The sequence below is a fragment of the Caballeronia sp. DA-9 genome, assembly GCF_051615025.1.
GTDB classification, from domain to species: Bacteria; Pseudomonadota; Gammaproteobacteria; order Burkholderiales; family Burkholderiaceae; genus Caballeronia; species Caballeronia sordidicola.
The window spans coordinates 1,175,142-1,193,868 of the sequence record NZ_CP195131.1 but is presented as its reverse complement, the minus strand read 5'-3'; the positions used below and the strand labels follow the sequence as shown (position 1 = coordinate 1,193,868).

At 61.0% G+C, this 18,727-nt stretch carries 15 protein-coding genes; 12 read left to right on the top strand and 3 right to left on the bottom strand.

Annotation, left to right across the window (positions count from 1 at the left end; all coding sequences use genetic code 11):
* The first annotated feature begins 44 nt into the window (after positions 1 to 44).
* The 11 genes from ACRWA7_RS05270 to ACRWA7_RS05220 all read left to right on the top strand — a co-directional run bounded on the left by ACRWA7_RS05270 (position 45) and on the right by ACRWA7_RS05220 (position 13,204).
* A complete protein-coding gene (locus tag ACRWA7_RS05270; protein WP_060819452.1) occupies positions 45 to 1,286 on the top strand; it encodes a CaiB/BaiF CoA transferase family protein in 1,242 nt (413 codons plus the stop codon).
* Positions 1,287 to 1,315: 29 nt separating this feature from the next.
* On the top strand, positions 1,316 to 2,824 hold the full coding sequence (locus ACRWA7_RS05265) for an aldehyde dehydrogenase (protein WP_438390357.1): 1,509 nt from the start codon (positions 1,316 to 1,318) through the stop codon (positions 2,822 to 2,824).
* Positions 2,825 to 2,860: 36 nt separating this feature from the next.
* Positions 2,861 to 3,652, top strand: coding sequence for an SDR family NAD(P)-dependent oxidoreductase (locus tag ACRWA7_RS05260; protein WP_063493210.1), 792 nt, complete (start codon positions 2,861 to 2,863; stop codon positions 3,650 to 3,652).
* Between the two features lie 51 nt (positions 3,653 to 3,703).
* Positions 3,704 to 4,690 carry a quinone oxidoreductase family protein gene (locus ACRWA7_RS05255; RefSeq protein ID WP_438390356.1) on the top strand — a complete coding sequence of 329 codons (987 nt, stop codon included), beginning with the start codon at positions 3,704 to 3,706 and terminating at the stop codon, positions 4,688 to 4,690.
* Between the two features lie 33 nt (positions 4,691 to 4,723).
* Entirely contained in the window at positions 4,724 to 5,473 is a 750-nt protein-coding gene (locus tag ACRWA7_RS05250; protein ID WP_438390355.1) for an SDR family NAD(P)-dependent oxidoreductase, read from the top strand.
* Between the two features lie 268 nt (positions 5,474 to 5,741).
* Positions 5,742 to 6,932 (top strand): ABC transporter substrate-binding protein, encoded by a 1,191-nt coding sequence (locus tag ACRWA7_RS05245; protein ID WP_438390354.1) that lies wholly within the window; start codon positions 5,742 to 5,744, stop codon positions 6,930 to 6,932.
* 115 nt (positions 6,933 to 7,047) lie between these two features.
* Positions 7,048 to 7,920: a branched-chain amino acid ABC transporter permease gene (locus ACRWA7_RS05240; protein WP_060819461.1), complete on the top strand. Its 873-nt coding sequence runs from the start codon at positions 7,048 to 7,050 to the stop codon at positions 7,918 to 7,920.
* 2 nt (positions 7,921 to 7,922) lie between these two features.
* Complete coding sequence (locus tag ACRWA7_RS05235; protein WP_438390353.1) at positions 7,923 to 9,911, top strand: branched-chain amino acid ABC transporter ATP-binding protein/permease; 1,989 nt, start codon at positions 7,923 to 7,925, stop codon at positions 9,909 to 9,911.
* 13 nt (positions 9,912 to 9,924) lie between these two features.
* On the top strand, positions 9,925 to 10,647 hold the full coding sequence (locus tag ACRWA7_RS05230; protein ID WP_438390352.1) for an ABC transporter ATP-binding protein: 723 nt from the start codon (positions 9,925 to 9,927) through the stop codon (positions 10,645 to 10,647).
* 51 nt (positions 10,648 to 10,698) lie between these two features.
* A complete protein-coding gene (locus tag ACRWA7_RS05225) occupies positions 10,699 to 11,484 on the top strand; it encodes a 2-keto-4-pentenoate hydratase (protein ID WP_060819467.1) in 786 nt (261 codons plus the stop codon).
* Positions 11,485 to 11,548: 64 nt separating this feature from the next.
* Entirely contained in the window at positions 11,549 to 13,204 is a 1,656-nt protein-coding gene (locus tag ACRWA7_RS05220; RefSeq protein WP_060819469.1) for an MFS transporter, read from the top strand.
* A 310-nt stretch (positions 13,205 to 13,514) separates the two neighbouring features.
* On the opposite strand, the gene ACRWA7_RS05215 is transcribed toward ACRWA7_RS05220, so the two are convergent.
* From ACRWA7_RS05215 to ACRWA7_RS05205, 3 genes are read right to left on the bottom strand one after another with little or no spacing between them, the layout of a single operon-like run.
* Entirely contained in the window at positions 13,515 to 15,122 is a 1,608-nt protein-coding gene (locus ACRWA7_RS05215; protein WP_082850470.1) for a tripartite tricarboxylate transporter permease, read from the bottom strand.
* Positions 15,123 to 15,125: 3 nt separating this feature from the next.
* Positions 15,126 to 15,602 (bottom strand): tripartite tricarboxylate transporter TctB family protein, encoded by a 477-nt coding sequence (locus ACRWA7_RS05210; RefSeq protein WP_060819470.1) that lies wholly within the window; start codon positions 15,600 to 15,602, stop codon positions 15,126 to 15,128.
* Between the two features lie 48 nt (positions 15,603 to 15,650).
* Positions 15,651 to 16,967 carry an MFS transporter gene (locus ACRWA7_RS05205; RefSeq protein ID WP_438390351.1) on the bottom strand — a complete coding sequence of 439 codons (1,317 nt, stop codon included), beginning with the start codon at positions 16,965 to 16,967 and terminating at the stop codon, positions 15,651 to 15,653.
* Between the two features lie 349 nt (positions 16,968 to 17,316).
* Between ACRWA7_RS05205 and ACRWA7_RS05200 the strand changes: the two genes are divergently transcribed.
* The gene (locus tag ACRWA7_RS05200; RefSeq protein ID WP_438390350.1) at positions 17,317 to 18,555 is read left to right on the top strand and encodes a LysR family transcriptional regulator; all 1,239 of its coding nucleotides are present in this window, start codon (positions 17,317 to 17,319) and stop codon (positions 18,553 to 18,555) included.
* The last annotated feature ends 172 nt before the right edge of the window (positions 18,556 to 18,727 follow it).

The window sequence follows — 18,727 nt, the reverse complement described above, 5'->3', positions numbered from 1 at the left end:
TTAGAGCGGGAAGTCTTCGAACCGTTAAAGGACAAGGACAAACGATGGCATTGGACAAGTCAGCAGCAGCGCACTCCGCGGACAATGGCCCCAGCGCGCCAGCAGCGTTGCGCAACCTGAAGGTCCTCGACATAGCGACCTTTGTTGCGGCTCCTTTCTGCGGCACCATCCTTGCGGATTTTGGCGCTGAGGTGATCAAGATCGAACAGCCTAAAACGGGAGACGCGCTGCGTCAGTTCGGAACCGTCACCGAATGCGGCGACAGTCTCGTATGGTTGAGCGAGTCGAGAAACAAGAAGACCGTCACGCTTGATCTGCGCAAACCCGAAGGCGCTGATGTGTTCCGCAAGCTTGTAGCGCAGTCGGACATCGTGCTCGAAAACTTTCGTCCTGGCACGCTGGAGCGCTGGGGACTTGGTTTCGAGGCGCTTCGCGAGATAAATCCCGGCCTGATCATGCTGCGCATCAGCGCGTACGGGCAAACAGGTCCGAAACGGGAAGAGCCTGGCTTCGCGCGCATTGCGCATGCGTTCGCCGGGCTTTCATATCTGGCTGGAGAATCCGATGGTCCGCCGGTCGTCCCTGGCTCGACCTCGATGGCTGACTATATCTCGGGCATGTGGGGCGCTATTGGCGTGCTCACGGCATTGCGCGCCCGTGATCAAAGCGGCAGGGGGCAGTTCATCGATATCGGCCTGTACGAGTCTGTCTTTCGCCTGCTCGATGAGATTGCACCGGCGTTCGCCAAATACGGTTCAGTGCGAGGCCGCATGGGCGCGGATACGGTCAATGTCGTCCCGCATAGCCACTATCGGACGCGCACGGGCGAATGGGTCGCGCTTGCGTGTACCAACGACAAGATGTTCGAGCGGCTGACTGTCGTGATGGGCCGTCCCGAACTATACGAGGAATTCAGGACCAGCGTTATCCGCGTGGCGAACCGCGATCGCGTCAATGCGCTCGTCGCCGATTGGATGGCGTCATGCACGCTTGAAGAAGTGATCGATAAAACCCGCGAGGGCGGCGTGCCATGTGCGCAGATTTACTCGATTCGAGAGATATTCGAGGATCCGCAGTATGCGGCGCGCGGCAATCTGCTGAAGGTGGACGATCCGCGTGCGGGCCCGCTGACCGTGCCTGCCGCTGTACCACGGATGTCCGAAACCCCGGCCACGTTCAGGCACGCAGGTCGCGCTCTCGGCGCAGACAACGCCGAGATCTATGCAAAGTACCTCAATCTGACTGAAGAGGATTTGCGGGTACTGACCGATCTTGGCGTGATCTGACCATGGCCTCTCAGTCAGGAGTATCGAGTATGAACACGGCAACAAAAGCGGCGGCAGGACTTGAGCGGTACCGGATGTATATCGGTGGCGAGTGGACTGATGCTGCGGACGGCGAGACGTTCGAGACCACCGATCCATACACCATGCAGGCCTGGGCGACACTGCCGCGCGGCCGCAAGGTGGACGCGGAGCGCGCGGTGCAAGCAGCCGACAAGGCTTTTAACTCAGGGCCGTGGTCAGCCATGAAAGCGAGTGCACGCGGGTTGCTGCTGCACAGGCTGGCGGATCTCATTGTGCGCGATGCCGACAAGCTTGCGCGGATCGAAGTGCGCGACAACGGCAAGCTGATCACGGAGATGCGGGCCCAAACCGGCTATCTGCCCGAATACTTCCGCTACTTCGGGGGCCTTGCGGACAAGATAGAAGGCGCGGTCTTGCCCATCGACAAGTCCGACACGTTCAACTACACCACACATGAGCCGCTTGGCGTGTGCGTGGCGATCACGGCGTGGAATTCTCCGCTCCTTCTCGCTGTCAACAAGCTCGCGCCCGGACTCGCGGCTGGCAATACCTTTGTGCTGAAGCCGTCCGAATACACGTCGGCTTCTGCACTCGAACTGGCCAAGCTCTTCGAAGAAGCCGGCTTTCCTCCCGGCGTGCTCAACGTGGTGACGGGGTACGGCGCGGAAGTCGGGGCGCCGCTTGTCGAGCACAAGAAGGTAGCAAAGATCGGTTTCACCGGCAGTGAGTTTGGCGGCCAGAAGATCTACGAAGCAGCGGCGCGAGACTTCAAGCACGTCACGCTGGAACTGGGCGGCAAATCGGCGAACATCGTTTTCGCGGATGCGAATCTCGACGACGCCGTGAAGGGCGCCATCTCCGGCATCTTCGCGGCGACGGGCCAGACCTGCGTAGCCGGCTCGCGCCTCTTGGTGCAAGACAGCATCTACGATGAATTCGTGGACCGGCTAGTCGCATTTGCCCGCAGCGCGCGCATGGGTGACCCGTCCGATCGCGCGACACAAGTAGGTCCGGTCACCACACCGCCGCAATACGAAAAGATCCTGGAATACATCGGCATTGCCCGCAATGAAGGCGCGCAATGCCGGCTTGGCGGGAACGCGTCTACACGTCCGGAATGCGGCGCAGGACTTTTTGTCGAGCCGACCATTTTCTCCGAGGTGCGCAACGACATGCGCATTGCGCAGGAAGAGGTATTCGGACCGGTGCTGAGCTGCATCCGGTTCAAGGATGACGACGAGGCCGCGGCAATTGCCAACGACAGTCTTTATGGACTGGCTGCCGGTGTCTGGACGTCCGACTTGCGGCGCGCGCTCGAGTTTCCAAAGCGCCTGATGGTGGGGATGGTATGGGTGAACATGTACCGCGCAGTCAGCTACATGTCGCCGTTTGGCGGCTACAAGCGTTCGGGCATTGGCCGCGAGAACGGCATGGACGCGATCCGCGAATACCTGCAGACGAAAAGCGTGTGGATCAGCACGGCGAAGGAGACACCCGACCCTTTCGTGATCCGCTAACGCCCGATGCTATCTACTACCGAGCCAGAGATTCCCATGACAACCCGAATATCCGAAAACCCGACCATGCAGCAGTTCAGGATCGACCAGCGTGTTGCGCTCGTGACGGGAGCGGGGCGGGGCATTGGCGCTGCGATCGCGCAGGCGCTTGCTGACGCCGGAGCGGAAATCGTACTTGTGGCGCGCACGCGCGGGCAACTCGAAGAAGTCGCGGCACAGATCACGAGCCGTGGAGGACGGGCCCACGTGCAAGTGTGCGACGTCACCGACTCGGCCGCGATCCGCGCATTGATCGACGCATTGCCTGCGCTCGATATCCTCGTGAACAACGCGGGCACCAATATTCCCGAGCCTTTTGTAGATGTCAGCGACGAACACCTCGACGTGGTCCTCAATCTGAATGTGAAGGCGTATTTCGTGGTTGCGCAAGCCGCTGTGAAGCGCATGTTGCGCGATGAAGGACGCAGCGCCCGGGGCGGCGCTGTCATCAATATCTCATCGCAGATGGGCCACATAGGTTCCCCCAACCGCACGGCCTATTGCATGACGAAACACGCTGTGGAAGGACTCACCAAAGCGATGGCGATAGAGCTTGCGCCCGAGCGCATTCGCGTCAATAGCATCGGGCCGACCTTCGTTGACACGGCACTGGTACGCAGCATCGTCGACACGCCGGAAAAGCGCGAGTTCCTGGTGTCGAAAATCCCGTTGGGGCACATGGCCGACGTACGCGACATCGCGGCGGCGGCAGTCTATCTCGCATCGCCGGCAGCCGCGATGGTCACCGGCGCTTCGCTGCTGGTAGATGGCGGATGGACCGCTCAGTAAGCAATCCTGCCAACCCATTGAACCGTTAGTCATACCGTCTGGAGTGCACGAATGAACAGAACATATGGACGATTCGTCGTCGAGCAAACCGGGGCCCCCGATGTAATGCGCTGGGTCCAGGAGCCCGCGCAGACAGTAGGCGCCGATGACGTGCGTGTGCGTCATGAAGCGATCGGCGTGGATTACATCGATACGCAGATCCGTGCCGGTGAGATGCCTGCCACGTTGCCTACCGGGCTTGGTTTTGCTGGCGTCGGCATCGTGGAAGAAACCGGCGCGAATGTGACGCATGTGAAAGAAGGCGATCGCGTTGCTTATATGTATTTCACCGCGGGAAGTTATGGCGAGGAGCGCGTGGTGCCAGGCGAGCGCATCTTCCGCTTGCCTGATCAAACGCTCGCGCCCGATCTCGCTGCCGGTGCGCTATTTCGTGGGCTGACCGCGTGGTACCTGTCGACGAGGCTGCGCACCATCAAACCCGGTGATGCGGTACTCGTTCATGCGGCAGCGGGTGGTGTTGGCCTGATGCTCACGCAGTGGCTGAAGCATCTCGGCGCAACCGTGATCGGTACGGTCAACTCGCAGGAGAAAGCCGACGTGCTGCGCGAGTTCGGTTGCCTGCATGCTGTCGTGATCCCGCAGGAAAGCTTCGTCGATAAGGTGCGCGAAGTAACGGGCAGCAAAGGCGTCGCGGTGGTGTATGAAAGCATTGGCCGCGAGACCTTCGAGGGTTCGCTTGATTGTGCCAGCCGTTTTGGCTTGATCGCGTCGTTCGGCTGGCCTTCGGGAGATCCAGGACCGGTCTCGCTGATGCATCTGCGCAGCAAGGGTTCGCTCTTCATTACGCGGCCGACCGTGACACAGTACACCGCGGACGCTGCCGATTTCCGCGAGGGTGCTGCCGCGCTGTTCGGCTTGATCCAGAACGGCACGCTGCGCGTGAAGGTCGGCAATGCGTATCCACTGAAGGACGCGGCGAAGGCGCATACAGACATTGTAGCGGGCAGGACCGTGGGCTCCGTGGTGCTGACGGTGTAGGGCCAGACAGTTCATCATTACCGGAGACACGCAATGTTATTGAAAGACAAGGTCGCGATCGTAACGGGCTGTGCGTCTATGAAAGGAATCGGCTTCGCTACGGCGAAGCTGTTCTCGGCGCATGGCGCGCGCGTCGCCATGATCGACCTGAACGAAGACGCGGCTGGTACGGCTGCTGCCATGATCAGTAAGCAGCACCGGGGTTTTGCCTGCGACGTGCGCGATGCCGCACGTTGCGAGCAGGTCGTGGAGGAGATTCTCGAAATGTTCGGTGCGGTCGACATTCTCGTGAATAACGCGGGCATCAGCCAGCCGGACCGGCTGATGGACAGCACGATGAATGATTACAACCTGGTGATGGACGTGAGCGCGAGAGGCACCTTCAATATGTCGCGCGCCATCGTGCCGCATTTTCGCACGCGCAAGAGCGGCGCGATCGTCTGCATGGGATCGCTCGCGGCACAGCGAGGCGGCGGGGTGCTTGGCGGACCGCATTACGCGGCGGCGAAGGGGGCGGTGCAGGCGCTCGCCAAATCGATGGCGCGTGAACTCGCGCCCGACGGTATCCGCGCCAACGCGATCGCGCCGGGACTCATTGATACGGAACTGCTGCGGGGAAAAATCACCGACGAAGGCAAACAGGCGGTCGCCGCCAGCACGCCGCTCGGAAGGCTCGGTACCGCGCAGGATGTCGCAAACGTCTGCTTGTTTCTGGCATCGGACTTGTCCGGCTATGTGACCGGGGTGGTCTTGGACGTCAACGGCGGTTATCACATTCATTGACGCGAGATTCATGCAGTTTTTGGTAAGCGAACTTTATTTATTAATAAGGATAACGATTTTTTATCGAGACCTGAATCCGGGTCTCGCGAAAACATCGGGCAGGGCGGCGACGCGCCGGTATCCCCTTGCATGACCGGGGCAAAGAGCGCGCGCCAAACGGGGTAGACGGAGGTTGTCGACTCATTGCATTGCAGGTGCCAGGCGCAACGCGGCGAGAAGACAGGCTCACCCATCCGCTGCAATTGATGCAGTCACAGGAGACAAAATCATGCTGATTAAATCCAAAAATGTGCGCTTGCTTGCTGTGGCGCTCGCAGCGAGCCTGACGGTCGCGGCGCACGCGGCCGACCCCATCAAGATCGGTGTATCCGGGCCGTTCACCGGTGGGTCGGCGCCCATGGGCCTTTCAATGAGAAACGGCATTAAACTCGCTGTCGATGAAATCAACGCCGCAGGCGGCGTACTCGGGCGGCCCCTCCAGATGGTCGAGCGCGACGACGAGGCCAATAACGCACGCGGACTGCAAGTCGCGCAGGAACTGGTCTACAAGGAGCACATAGCGGCGGGCGTCGGCATCATTTCGACCGGCGTGATTCTCGCGAGCCAGAAGGTCTATCAGGACGCGCAGATTCCGTTGCTCACGCCAGGCCCGAGTGGCACGTCGGTGACCAAGGTCTTCATGACCTCGGCCTATCCGAAGAGTTACATCTTCCGGGTCTCGCTGGTCGACCGGATCCAGTCCGCGATGATCGCCAACGAGGCGGTTGTGAAAGACCACTACAAGAAGGTCGCCATTTTCGCGGACTCGTCGAACTACGGTCAGCTCGGCCGGCAGGACATGACCGCGGCGCTTGAAAAGCTTGACGTCACGCCGGTCGATGTCGAAAAGTGGAATCAGGGTGACGTGAACATGACCTCGCAAGTACTGCGCGCGAAATCGGCAGGTGCGGAAGCTATCCTGACGTACGGCGAAGGGCCTGAACTCGCGCAGATCGTGAACGAGATGGCCAAGCTTGGCTGGAAGGCGCCGATTATCGGTAGCTGGACATTGTCCATGCCGAACTATATCCAGCTCGCGGGCGCCAATGCCGACGGCACACGGTTTCCGCAGACCTTCGTGGCGAACACGTCGCCGCGACGCACGGAATTCGTCGAGAAGTACAAGAAGGTCTATCACACGGACTACATTCCGGGTGCGGTGTGGGCGGCGCAAGGTTATGACGTGACCTATCTGATGGCAGCGGCCATGAAACAGGCAGGCACGACCGATGGCCCGAAAGTGCGCGATGCGCTCGAAGACCTTCACGAGAAGATGGACGGCCTGATCATGACCTACGACCACCCGTTTTCCAAGACCGATCATGACGCGATCCGGGATGCATCGGTGGCGGTCATGGCGCAAATCAAGAACGGCATGGTCGTGAAGATAGACGAAAGCCAAGCGCAGGCCGCGCGCTGATCCACGCAGGCAGTTTTCTCCTGCGACGTCCTACACCAGGCGTCTTGCCCGCGCGGCGAATCTCCGGACGCCGCCGCGCGAGTCACTCCACTTGCTGCTTTCGAGGTAACGAGGCATGAACGTCATCTTGCAGATCATTGTAAGCGGATGTGCCGTCGGAATGATCTATGCGGTCACCGCATTCGGTTACCAGCTTACATTCGCCACCTCCGGCACCATGAATTTCGCGCAGGGGCAGGCGCTTGCCGTCGGCGCATTGATGGGTCTCACGATCCTGCAGCATGTCGGCAACTACTGGCTGATGATTCCCATCGTGCTTGTGATGGGCGCGATTGTCGGCGTGATCACCGAACGTATCAGCGTGCGCTCGGCTGTCGCGGCGAAAAGCGAAGGCTGGATCATGGCGACCATTGCGCTCGGCATCATCATGACAAACATGGCTGAGAACATCTGGGGTACTGACGATCTTAAATTTCCATCGCCGCTGCCCGACACGCGTATCACAGTCTGGGGCGCAAGCATCCTGCCAATGGAACTGCTTGTGATCGCCGGCGCGCTCGCGCTGATGGCCGCGGTCGAGGTGTTCAACCGCAAGACCATCTATGGACGCGCGGTGATCGCCACCGCCAGTGACGCCGATGCTGCCGGCCTGATGGGTATCAATACGCGTCTGGTGGTGACGTTTTCTTATGCACTCTCGTGCATGAGCGCGGCTTTCGCGGGCATCCTGATTGCCCCGCTGACGGTTGCCGGCGCCGACATGGGGGCGACGCTCGGGCTCAAGGCGTTTGCTGTCGCCATCATCGGCGGGCTGACGTCGGGCATGGGGATCATTGCGGGGGGCGTGATTCTGGGCGTCGCGGAGACATTCACCGGCTATTACGTATCGAGCGGCTATAAGGATGTGCCTGGCCTGCTGTTGCTGCTTGCTGCCCTGGCGATCAAGCCCGCCGGTCTGTTCGGCAGAACTTCAATCAAAAAGGTGTGAACATGGGGCAATCGAAGAAGCTTGCATCATGGCTCATGATAGTCGGCCTGGCGGCATTCCCGCTAATTAGCCAGAACCCGTATTACACCCATTTGCTCGTGATCATCGGTATCTACTGCGTCGTGGTCTTCGGGCTGGATATCGTGGTTGGGTACACCGGGGAAGTGTCGCTCGGGCATGCCGGTCTTTTTGGCATCGGTGCATACGCCACAGGCATCCTGCTTGCCACAGCGGGGCTGCCCTTCTGGATAGCGATTCCCTGCGTTATCGCCATAACTGCTTTTTCCGGCGCCATCCTCGCGGTGCCGGCATTGCGGTTGACCGGTCCGTATCTCGCGATGGTGACGCTGGCGTTCGGAACCATTGTCCAGATCCTGCTCAATGAAATGGATTTCCTGACAAACGGCGCGCAAGGTCTTGCGATCAGCAAGCCTGTGGTCCTCGGTCATCTGGTGAGCGCCACCGACTTCTACTACGTGGTGCTGGCCGTTGCCGCACTTGCAATGCTGGTCGTGTCGCGGATCATGTCGTCTCACTATGGCCGCGCGTTCCTCGCGTTGCGCGGCAGCCCGGTCGCGGCGGACTGCATGGGCGTGTCGGTCTACCGCTACAAGGTGATCGCGTTCGTGATCAGCGCCGCGTTCGCCGGACTGGCTGGTTCGCTGTATGGATTGTCCGAGGAATACATTGCCCCGAATACCTTTTCCATGGAGCTCTCCACGCTGTTCCTGCTCGCCGTCACGCTGGGCGGAAAACGCTCGCGCGTGGGCACTGTGATCGGTGCGTCGACCATTGTGATCCTGCCGAATCTGCTGTCCGATATCGTCTTGTTCCGCGCCCTGACTGTTGTGATCGCGGTCGTGGTTGCCGTGCTTGCAGTGCATGTCTATCGCAGCAAACGCGCCACTATGCGCGCGCTTCTCGCGCCGGTCGTCACGGTGGCCGCTTTCGTCTGCTTTGCGTTCACCGTCAGCGACATCGTCAGCCAGCGCCTGACCATCTTCGGGTTGATTATTCTGGGCGTGGTGTATTACCTGCCCGAAGGCGTGGCAGGTTACTTCAGGGTGCTTACACGCAACTGGAGTGCGGCCAGGGCGCTGCGGACCGCAACCCCGGATAGCCGCCCGCCACATGAGGTGCCGCAAGAAGAGCTGTGGGGAAACGCGGCGCTGCGCCTGGCTTCGCCAGCGGAGTGCCTGCTCGACTTATCGGGCGTCGTGATGCAGTTTGGCGGCCTGCGCGCGCTCAACGACATCTCTCTCAAGGTGATGCGCGGCACCGTGCATGGACTGATCGGGCCCAATGGCTCGGGCAAGAGCACGATGATGAACGTGCTCACCGGCGTGTACGCCGCGACCGGCGGCAACATCGACTTCAATGGTGAACGCTCGAACGGGCTGACGCCTTCAAGGATTGCACGCAAAGGCATTGCACGCACGTTCCAGAACGTTCAGTTGTTCGGGGAAATGAGCACGCTCGAGAACGTGCTGGTCGGACTGCACCAGACCTTTCATGCCAATCTACTCGACGTGATATTCCGCACGCCTCGTTTTCGCCGGGAAGAGCAGGCGGCACGTGTGCGCGCCGCGGCGTTGCTTGGTTTTGTCGGCATGCACGATCTTGCGGCCGAGCAGGCGCGCAACCTTCCGTACGGTAAGCAGCGCCTGCTCGAGATAGCGCGGGCGCTGGGTACGTCGCCGTCCTTGCTGCTCCTCGATGAACCCGCCGCTGGCCTGCGGCCCGCCGACTTGCCGGAACTGCGGCAGATGATCGAGAAGATTCGCGGACACGGCATTACCGTGATCCTGATCGAGCATCACATGGACCTGGTCATGGCGATTTGCGACCGTGTCTCGGTACTCGATTTCGGACAGAAGATTGCCGAGGGTGCGCCCGCCGATATTTCCCGCGACCGCCGCGTGATTGAAGCGTATCTCGGCGCACCGGCCGTTGCGCCGGGTGCGGCCATCGCTACCCCGACTGTGGCCTAGGAGACGCGCAATCATGCTCAGGATCGATTCCATACACGCAGGTTACGGCACCACCGAAGTGCTGCATGGGGTCTCGCTCGAAGTCGCCAAGGGCCGCGTGGTCAGCCTGATCGGCTCGAATGGCGCGGGCAAGACTACGACCATGCGTGTGATCTCCGGCATGTTGCGCGCCCGTGCGGGCATTGTGATGCTCAACGGGCAGGACATCACGCAATTCGAGTCCTTCAAGGTCGCACGGCTCGGGCTCGCGCACAGTCCCGAAGGGCGCCATGTGTTTCCCACTCTGTCGGTCAGGGATAACCTCGAACTGGGCGCGTTCGCGCGGTTCGTCGGCAAGCGCAGGAAGGGCGACATCAAAAGTTACCTCGAACGCGCCATGGACCTCTTTCCCATCCTGAGGAAACGCGCGACGCAGCAAGCGGGAACCTTGTCTGGCGGCGAGCAGCAAATGCTTGCGATGGCGCGCGCCATCATGCTCGACCCGGAAGTGGTGCTGCTTGATGAACCATCGATGGGCCTCGCCCCCCTGCTCGTGGACGAAGTGTTCAGGACAATCGAGCGTCTTAAGCAAGATGGCGTGACGATGCTTGTCGTCGAGCAGTTCGCGGCGGCTGCGCTGCAGGTGAGCGATTACGGATATGTGCTCGAGAACGGCAAGGTTGCGATTGAAGGACCGGCCGTCACCTTGCGCGACAACAAGGCGGTGCAGGCCGCGTATCTGGGCGGCATGCATTGAAGCCAGACCAACGGATCAAACCACGCATGCGAATGCGATCAAGGAGCAGACGTGAACCAGCATCAGTTGCACGAAGCCGCCAGCACGCTTTTGAAAAATGCCCGCGACCGCACGCGGCTTGTCGCGCTACCCGAGAGCTGCAGGCCCGCGAGCCGCGCTGACGCGTACGCGGTTCAGGCGGAGGCCGCGCGCCTGTCCGGGCGACTCGTGGCCGGGTGGAAGATCGCCGCGACAAGCAAGGCGGGACAGGAGCATATCGGCGTGGATGGACCCATCGCTGCGCGGCTTTTATCCGAGCATGTGATCGCTGGCGGACTGACCGTGCCGATGAAAACAAACGTGATGAACGTCGCCGAAGCGGAGTTTGCCTTTCGCATGAAGTCCGCGCTGCCGCCCCGAGGCCGGCCGTATGAGACAGGCGAAGTCATGGATGCGGTCGATACGCTTCACCTCGCGATCGAAGTGCCTGATTCCCGTTACGAGGACTTCGCGCGAGTCGGTGCGCCCCAACTGATCGCCGATGCCGCGTGTGCGCTGTGGCTTGTCGTCAGTCCCGCGGTTGCAGAGGGTTGGCGTAGCGCCGATCTCGTGTCGCACAAGGTCGCGGCATATCGCAACGGCTTGCTTGCGGGCGAGGGCAGTGGCGCGAATGTGCTGGGCGACCCGTGCATTGCGATTACGTGGCTTGCCAATGAATTGAACAGCGTTGGCGAGTGCTTGCAGCCCGGACAGCTCGTCACTACGGGGGCGTGTGTGGCACCCATGGCAGTCGCGCCGGGTGACACGATGAACGTCGATTTCGGCGCATTCGGCTCGGTCGAGGTGTCGTTTTCATAGATACACGGCGTCACGGTCAATGCCAGGCCTGCACGAGATAGGTGACTTAACAGGAGACAAAGCCATGGACCTCAGTCTTACGGAAAGCCGTGCGCGGCTATCGGGCAAGGATAAACGGGCGATTGCCGGCGCGGTGGCCGGCACGGTGTTCGAGTGGTACGACTTCGTGCTGTATGGTTCGCTCGCGGATGTCATCGCGGCGAATTTCTTTACCGGTATAGAACCGGGCACCGCCTTCATCTTCGCGTTGATGACGTTTTCGGTCGGGTTCGTCGTGCGGCCTCTCGGCGCTGTGATCTTTGGGCGTCTCGGCGACATGATAGGGCGCAAGAAGACTTTCATGACCACGGTCATGCTGATGGGACTGGCGACTTGCGCCGTTGCGCTTACGCCCGGCTATGCAACCATTGGCGTGGCTGCGCCGATCATCCTCGTGCTCTCGCGCATCCTGCAGGGTTTTGCGGTAGGCGGGGAGTTTGGTGGCGCGGCGACTTACGTGGCCGAACATTCGCCGCAGAATCGCAGAGGCCGCAATACGTCCCTGATCCAGGCGACGGCTTCAACCGGCTTGCTCGGCGCGCTGATCATCACCATTGCCACACGTATTCTCACAGGACCTGACTTCGCGGTCTGGGGCTGGCGCATACCGTTTTCGATATCCATCATTTTGCTGATCGTGTCGCTCGCGCTGCGCAGGAAGATGGACGAATCGCCCGCATTCGAGCGGGCCCGCGCGGCAGGCGTGCTGTCAAAATCGCCGGTGCGCGATTCGTTGCGCGGGAAGAATCTGGCCAAGGTCATGGTGGCGCTGTTCGGGATCTGCGGCGGCATGACGGTCGTGTGGTACGTGGTTGTGATCTATCCGCTGTTCTTTCTCACGCGCGTATTGAAAGTCGATGCCAACGTGTCGAACCTGCTGGTTGCCATCGCCATGCTGGCCGCAATCCCCATGCTGTATGGCTGTGGTGCATTGTCCGACCGCTTTGGGCGCAAGCCCGTTTTGTTGATCGGATATCTGCTCGCCGCGGTGACCATCTTTCCCGCGTTCCGCGCAATCACGCACTACGCCAATCCCGCACTCGAACAGGCGCAGACCAAGAATCCCGCCGTGGTTCACGCCGACCTGCGTGCGTGCGCTTTCATGTTCGACCCGGCAGGCGTGCGTAATTTCAGCAATCCCTGCGATATCGCGAAGAAAACGTTGAGCGCCGCCTCGGTCAACTATTCGGTCGTCGGCGGCGGCTCTGGCGAGCCGGTCACGGTCACGATAGGCGACGACGTGATTCGTGGATTCGACGCCACCAGTCTTGACGCCGCCGGGCTGAAGGCGAAGGCGGGCGACTTTAGCCAGGCGCTCTCCGCGGCGCTGGTGAAGGCGGGGTATCCGCCAAAGGCTGCTCCCGATCAGTTCCACTTCGGCGCCGTCTTGCTGCTGATGTTGTTCCTGGTCTTCGTCATGAGCCTGACCTACGCGCCCATTGCCGCCATCCTGGTCGAGATGTTCCCGACAGAGTTGCGATACACATCGATGTCCATTCCGTTTCACGTAGCGAGCGGATGGATTGGCGGGCTGCTTCCCGCGCTGTCGTTTGCCATTGCCGCCGCGCAGGGGAATATCTACGCGGGTCTGTGGTATCCGATGTTTTGGGTCGGGCTGGCGCTGGTGGTCACCGCATTTGCGTATCGCGAGTCGCGAGCGGTCAATATCTTCAGATCGTAGAGTGCGTCGTCGGACCGGGCCAACAGTATGAGGTGCCGTGTTTGTTCGAATACGACACCGTGTCGCGACGCTCGCTTGGGGCAAGGTGGGTGCGGGAGGTCGCGCCTGAAGATGCACTTTGTTTGGTGCGCGGTCCCGACCGGCGTTTGGGGCCGCCATCAATTCGGCACGGGTTCAATCGGGCACGATGCGGACGTGATCGGCCAGCGGGATTTGCTTGGCTTCTGGGCGCCTTGGCGGCTGGAGCGCAACGGGTCATAGCGATAAACACGTTTCAGAGCAAACATGCATTGGCTGGCGCACGCCTAAATTACTTGGGCTCCGTGCGCGAGTGATCGACGGGAATTTTTCGCGTCTGTGTTAATGCCACACCACCTTCTCCTGCGATACCGTGTCCGCCATCGTCAATACGCCTCTGCTCGCGATTGCGCATGCTTTTATGCACGGCAAAGTACAACTGCAGCAAAATTAGAATGGCCGATGCAGCCATGAATACCGCGCTGATCGGGTGCTCGAAAAACACGCCCAGGCGGCCGTCCGACAGAAGCAGCGAGCGGCGGAAGTTTTCCTCGACGAGCGGTCCGAGTACGAAGCCAAGCAGGATCGGCGCAACCGGAAAGTCGAGCGTAAGAAAGATTGCGCCGATCACGCCGAACACCAGCACTTCGCCCACCTGGAAGAGGCTGTTGTTGGTGCTATAGACACCGACCGCGATAAAAAAGAGCGCGGACGGAAACAGATACCGGTAAGGCACTTTCAGGAATTTCACCCAGATGCCGATGAGCGGCACGTTCAGCACGACCAGCAGAATGTTACCGACCCAGAAGCTCGCTATCAGCCCCCAGAACAGGTCCGCATGCTCGGTGATCAATTGCGGTCCTGGCTGAATGCCCTGGATCAGCAGGGCGCCGAGTATCAGCGCCATCACCGGGTCGCCCGGAATGCCGAGACTCATAGTCGGAATGAAGTCGACCTGGGTTTTGGAGTGCGAGGCGGCTTCGGGCGCTGCGACACCAGCGATCTCGCCTGAGCCGAAACGCTCTGGATGTCTCGCTATCTTCTTTTCCACCGCATAAGCCAGGAACGTCGTAATGGTCGGTCCGGTACCTGGCATCGCGCCGAACAGCGTTCCCATCAGCGTGCCGCGCAGCATCGGAAAAAATGCCTGGCGAAGCTCGTTGCGGCTAGGCCGCATATCGCGTATTCGAAGCTTGATGCCGGTGCCCACCGCATGCATGTGATTGACGTTGGCGAGGAACTCTGCCACGCCGAACAGCCCAAGCGCCAGCGCCACCAGTTCGATACCGTCCGAAAGCTGATAGACACCGAACGTGTAGCGCATCGTGCCGCTGTTCACGTCGGTGCCCACCACGCCCAGCATCAGGCCGAATAGCGTCATCGCGACGCCCTTCAATGGCGAGCTTCGCGACATCGTGCCGCCCGCAAGCAGTCCGAGCAGCATGATCGAGAACAGCTCGGCCGGGCCGAACTTGAATGCCATGCGCACCAGCAGCGGTGACGCAAACACCATTACGGTAATACCGAACGAGGCGGCGAAGAACGACGAGATCATGGTGATGCCGAGCGCCGTGCCACCTTTGCCCTTCTGTGTAAGTGGATAGCCGTCGAGACAGGTCACCGCATGCGGGGGATGGCAGGGCAGGTTCAGGAGAATCGCGCCGATTGCGCCGCCGTATTGCGAACCGTAGAAGATGCCGGCCAGCATCAAAATGGCGGCAACCGGCGGCATCGTATAGGTCAGCGGCAGCAGGATCGAGATTGCCGATAGCGGTCCCATGCCAGGCAGCACGCCTATCAGATTGCCGATGAGCACGCCGAAGAACGACCACATCAGATTGTGCAGTTCGAGCGCGACGCCGAAGCCGTGCCAGAGATCGACCAGAGATTGTCCAATCATGACTTAACCCCAGGAAAACAACGGGAATTGCAGTTTCAGCGCCCAGCGGAACACCACGGCGCTGATCACGACCATTGCAAGGGCGAGCATTGCAGCCCGTTTAGGATCATTGGTGCGATCACCGAGCGCGGAGATGAAAACGAGTGCGAAGGTCGCGGGCGCGAGCCCGCCATACTCGCCAATGCCGACGAACGCCGCGATGCCGCCGAGAATGCAGGCCCACGCACCCCATTCGGGTTGACGGGCAGGAGATTCGGTGCTGGTCGCGGCGCGCCGCGCTGACAGCCGGGCCGAAATGACGATGCCGAGTCCCACCAGCGCCATCAGCAAGCCGAGTGCGACCGGGAAAAATCCCGGGCCCATGTTGTTCAGCGTGCCGACGTCGTAGGTCGCGCCTTCCACTAGCGCGCCCGCACCGATCAGCAGCATTAGCGTGCCGCCAAGATAGTCCCGGCGGACCTGGGTCAACTGCAAGGGCATGACTGTCTCCTGTGTATCTCGCGCAGCTCTGCGGCCGGGCGTGAAGCGTCAGACGAAACTGCGTGCGGCGAAGCGCAGGCGCCGGTAATTCATCACCAGCAACAGCAGCGCGCCACCGCCTGAAATGAAGGCCATCGGCAGGAACGCCAGTGCATAGCTGCCGTGCGCCTCGCGGATCAGGCCGACGATATAAATCGGGAAGAACGAAATCAGGCTGCTGATCGCGTTGATTTGCGCAATACCAGCCGCCTTGATGTTGTCGGGCAACCATTCGGTCGCGATGGCCCACGTCGGCGCCTTCGACGCGTAGATGCCGACCACGGTGAGGCCCAGCAACAGATAGGACGGCACAAACGCGGACGACACCATCATCAGCGCGGTGGCGAGCGCCGCCACGATCAACGGCACGGCGGTGTGCCAGATCCGCTCGGAACGCCGGTCCGAGTGATAGCCCGCGGCAATCACCGCGACGGCGCCGAGGAGGAACGGCACGGAGTTGAGCCAGCCGGCCGCCATGTCCGACACGTGAAACGATTTGATGAAGCGCGGCGCCCACACGGCGAATGTATTCGAGGTGGCCGACGAAGCCGCGAGCACGACCGCGAGGCCCAGCACGCGCGGATTGCACAGCACGCGCCAGAGCGGCACCGCGTGGCCCGTGCTGGCTTCGTCCGGAGCGCGATCGCGTGCCAGCATGTTGCGATAGATCTCGCGTTCGGCAGGCGTCAACCAGCGTGCGTCTTCCGGGCGGTTATCGATGTAGAACATGCAGACGACTCCGAGCACCACCGCCGGCAGTCCTTCTGCGATGAACAGCCATTGCCACCCGGCCAGCCCGAGCACGCCGTTCAAGTGCAGCAGCGCGGCGGAAAGCGGTGAGCCGAAGAAGCTCGACAATGGAATTGCGAGTGCGAACCAGCCGACGTAAGTTGCGCGGTGCGACTTCGGAAACCAGTATGTGAGGTACAGGATAACGCCGGGAAAGAGTCCCGCCTCGGCTGCGCCGAGCACGAAGCGCATCACGGAGAACGACCACGGTCCTTGCACGAGCGCCATGCAGGTGGAGACGATGCCCCAGGTGATCATGATGCGCGTGAAAAAGCGCCGCACACCCTGCTTCAGAATCAGGATATTCGACGGTACTTCAAACAGCACGTACGACACAAAATACAATCCCCCGCCGAGTCCAAGAATGGCTGGCGAGATGTGGATATCGCTTTCCATCTGGAACGACGCGAAGCCGATGTTGACTCGGTCGATGAATGAAACGAAGTAGCAAAGAATCAGGAACGGCATGATGCGCAAGGCGGCACGCCGAATCAGCTTTTTCTCGACGTCGGTCGCCCATTCCAGATTTCTGTCCACTTGTGTCTCCTTATTGTCAATTGCATAAACAACTGCCGAGGGTCAATGCGCGCCGCGCTCTTGCACGGTGCATGCCTGTTCAGTCGTTTTCCGTTGTCGCATCTTCGATCCCTCGGGAGTTGAGCGCCAATCATATTCATACCGAAAGCGATACGTTTTTCTGATATAGATGATTTCCCGGAGACGAAAGTGCGAGCGATGGATATCGCATGCGGCGAGAATATCCGCGTGATTCCGAATATTCCGGGTACTCCTTGCGTGATAAGTTCCACACTATTCTGTTGAGCCCCGGCCGCGCGGCTGCATCCATGGATCAGCGGACAGGGGGTGGAAATGAATCTAAAAGGTTATGCCTGAACTTCCGGACTATCTGCCCCGGCTTGCGCAAATGCATAAGTTGCGCGCTTTTGCTGCCGTCGCGCGGCACGGCAACGTACATCGCGCCAGCGAAGCATTGCATCTGTCGCAACCTTCGGTGACGCGCGCGGTGCGGCAGCTCGAAATGTCGCTTGGCACGCTGTTGTTCGAGCGCACGACCAAGGGGATGCGTCTCACGGCGGCCGGCGACTGCGCGTACCGGCGTGTCGAGCGTGCGCTCGAGGCGTTGCGTGCGGCGGGCAGCGACATTCTGCGTCGCGCGGTCCCTGGGCGACACCGCGTGCCGCCGACGGAGCGGCTGTCGGAAACCGTCACCGAAGCCATGCTGACGGCACTCGTCGCGGTCGCGCGCTCCGGTAGCGAAAAGGCCGCGGCGGCCGCGGTTGGCGTGACCCAGCCGGCACTCAATCGCAATCTTCATCTGCTCGAACATCTGGCCGGCGTGCCGCTCTTCATGCGCTCCGGCCGCGGCACGCAGCTCACCGAGCCCGGCGAGCTGCTGCTGATGCACGTAAAGCTCGCGCTCAGCGAAATCCGCGTCGCTGACGAAGAACTGGTGTCGTTGCGGGGAGAACTGGCCGGACTGCTGGTGGTGGGCGCGTTGCCGCTCTCGAGCGGACATCTCGTGCCGCTCGCGACCGAACGCACGTTGCGCAACCATCCGGGGCTCAACATACGGATCGTCGATGGCACCTACGAAACGCTGGGCCACGGCCTGCGTTGTGCCGACGTCAATCTGATCGTCGGCGCGTTGCGCTCAGACGAGAGCGAACCCTATTCGATCCACGAGCCGTTGTTCGACGACACGCTGAGCGTGGTGGTCCGTGCGCAGCATCCGTTGCTGCGGCAACAGAACATCGGCAGCCTGAATCGACTGCGTGAACACGAATGGGTCGTGCCGCTCGCGGGCACGCCATCACGCGTATTGTTCGACGGCGCGTTTCGCGCTGAATCGGTCGAGCCGCCCAACACGCAACTCGAAGCAAACAGTCCTTCGATTGTGCGCACGCTCCTGCTTTCGAGCGATCGGCTCGCGCTGGTTTCGCATCGTCAGATCCAGCACGAGTTGCGGCAGGGCATCCTCGTCATCCTGCCAGTGGAAGTGAAATTCGCGCGTCGCACGATCGGTATCGCGCGGCTGCGTAATACCGAACCGTCACCCGGCATGCTGGCGTTGCTCGACGCACTGCGAGCCGTATCGGCGGAATGACGCAGTGCGCACCTGGCTGCGATCAACCCGCCCCGAGCCTCGGCGCAGGCCTAAGGGTTTTTCCCGGGCCGGGCTATAAGCATAACGTATCGATCTGCCGACGATCGGTATTAGCCACGGCGGCGGTCAGGCGCAACAATCTCGCATCGTTGCAGACCTGGCAGATACCGGT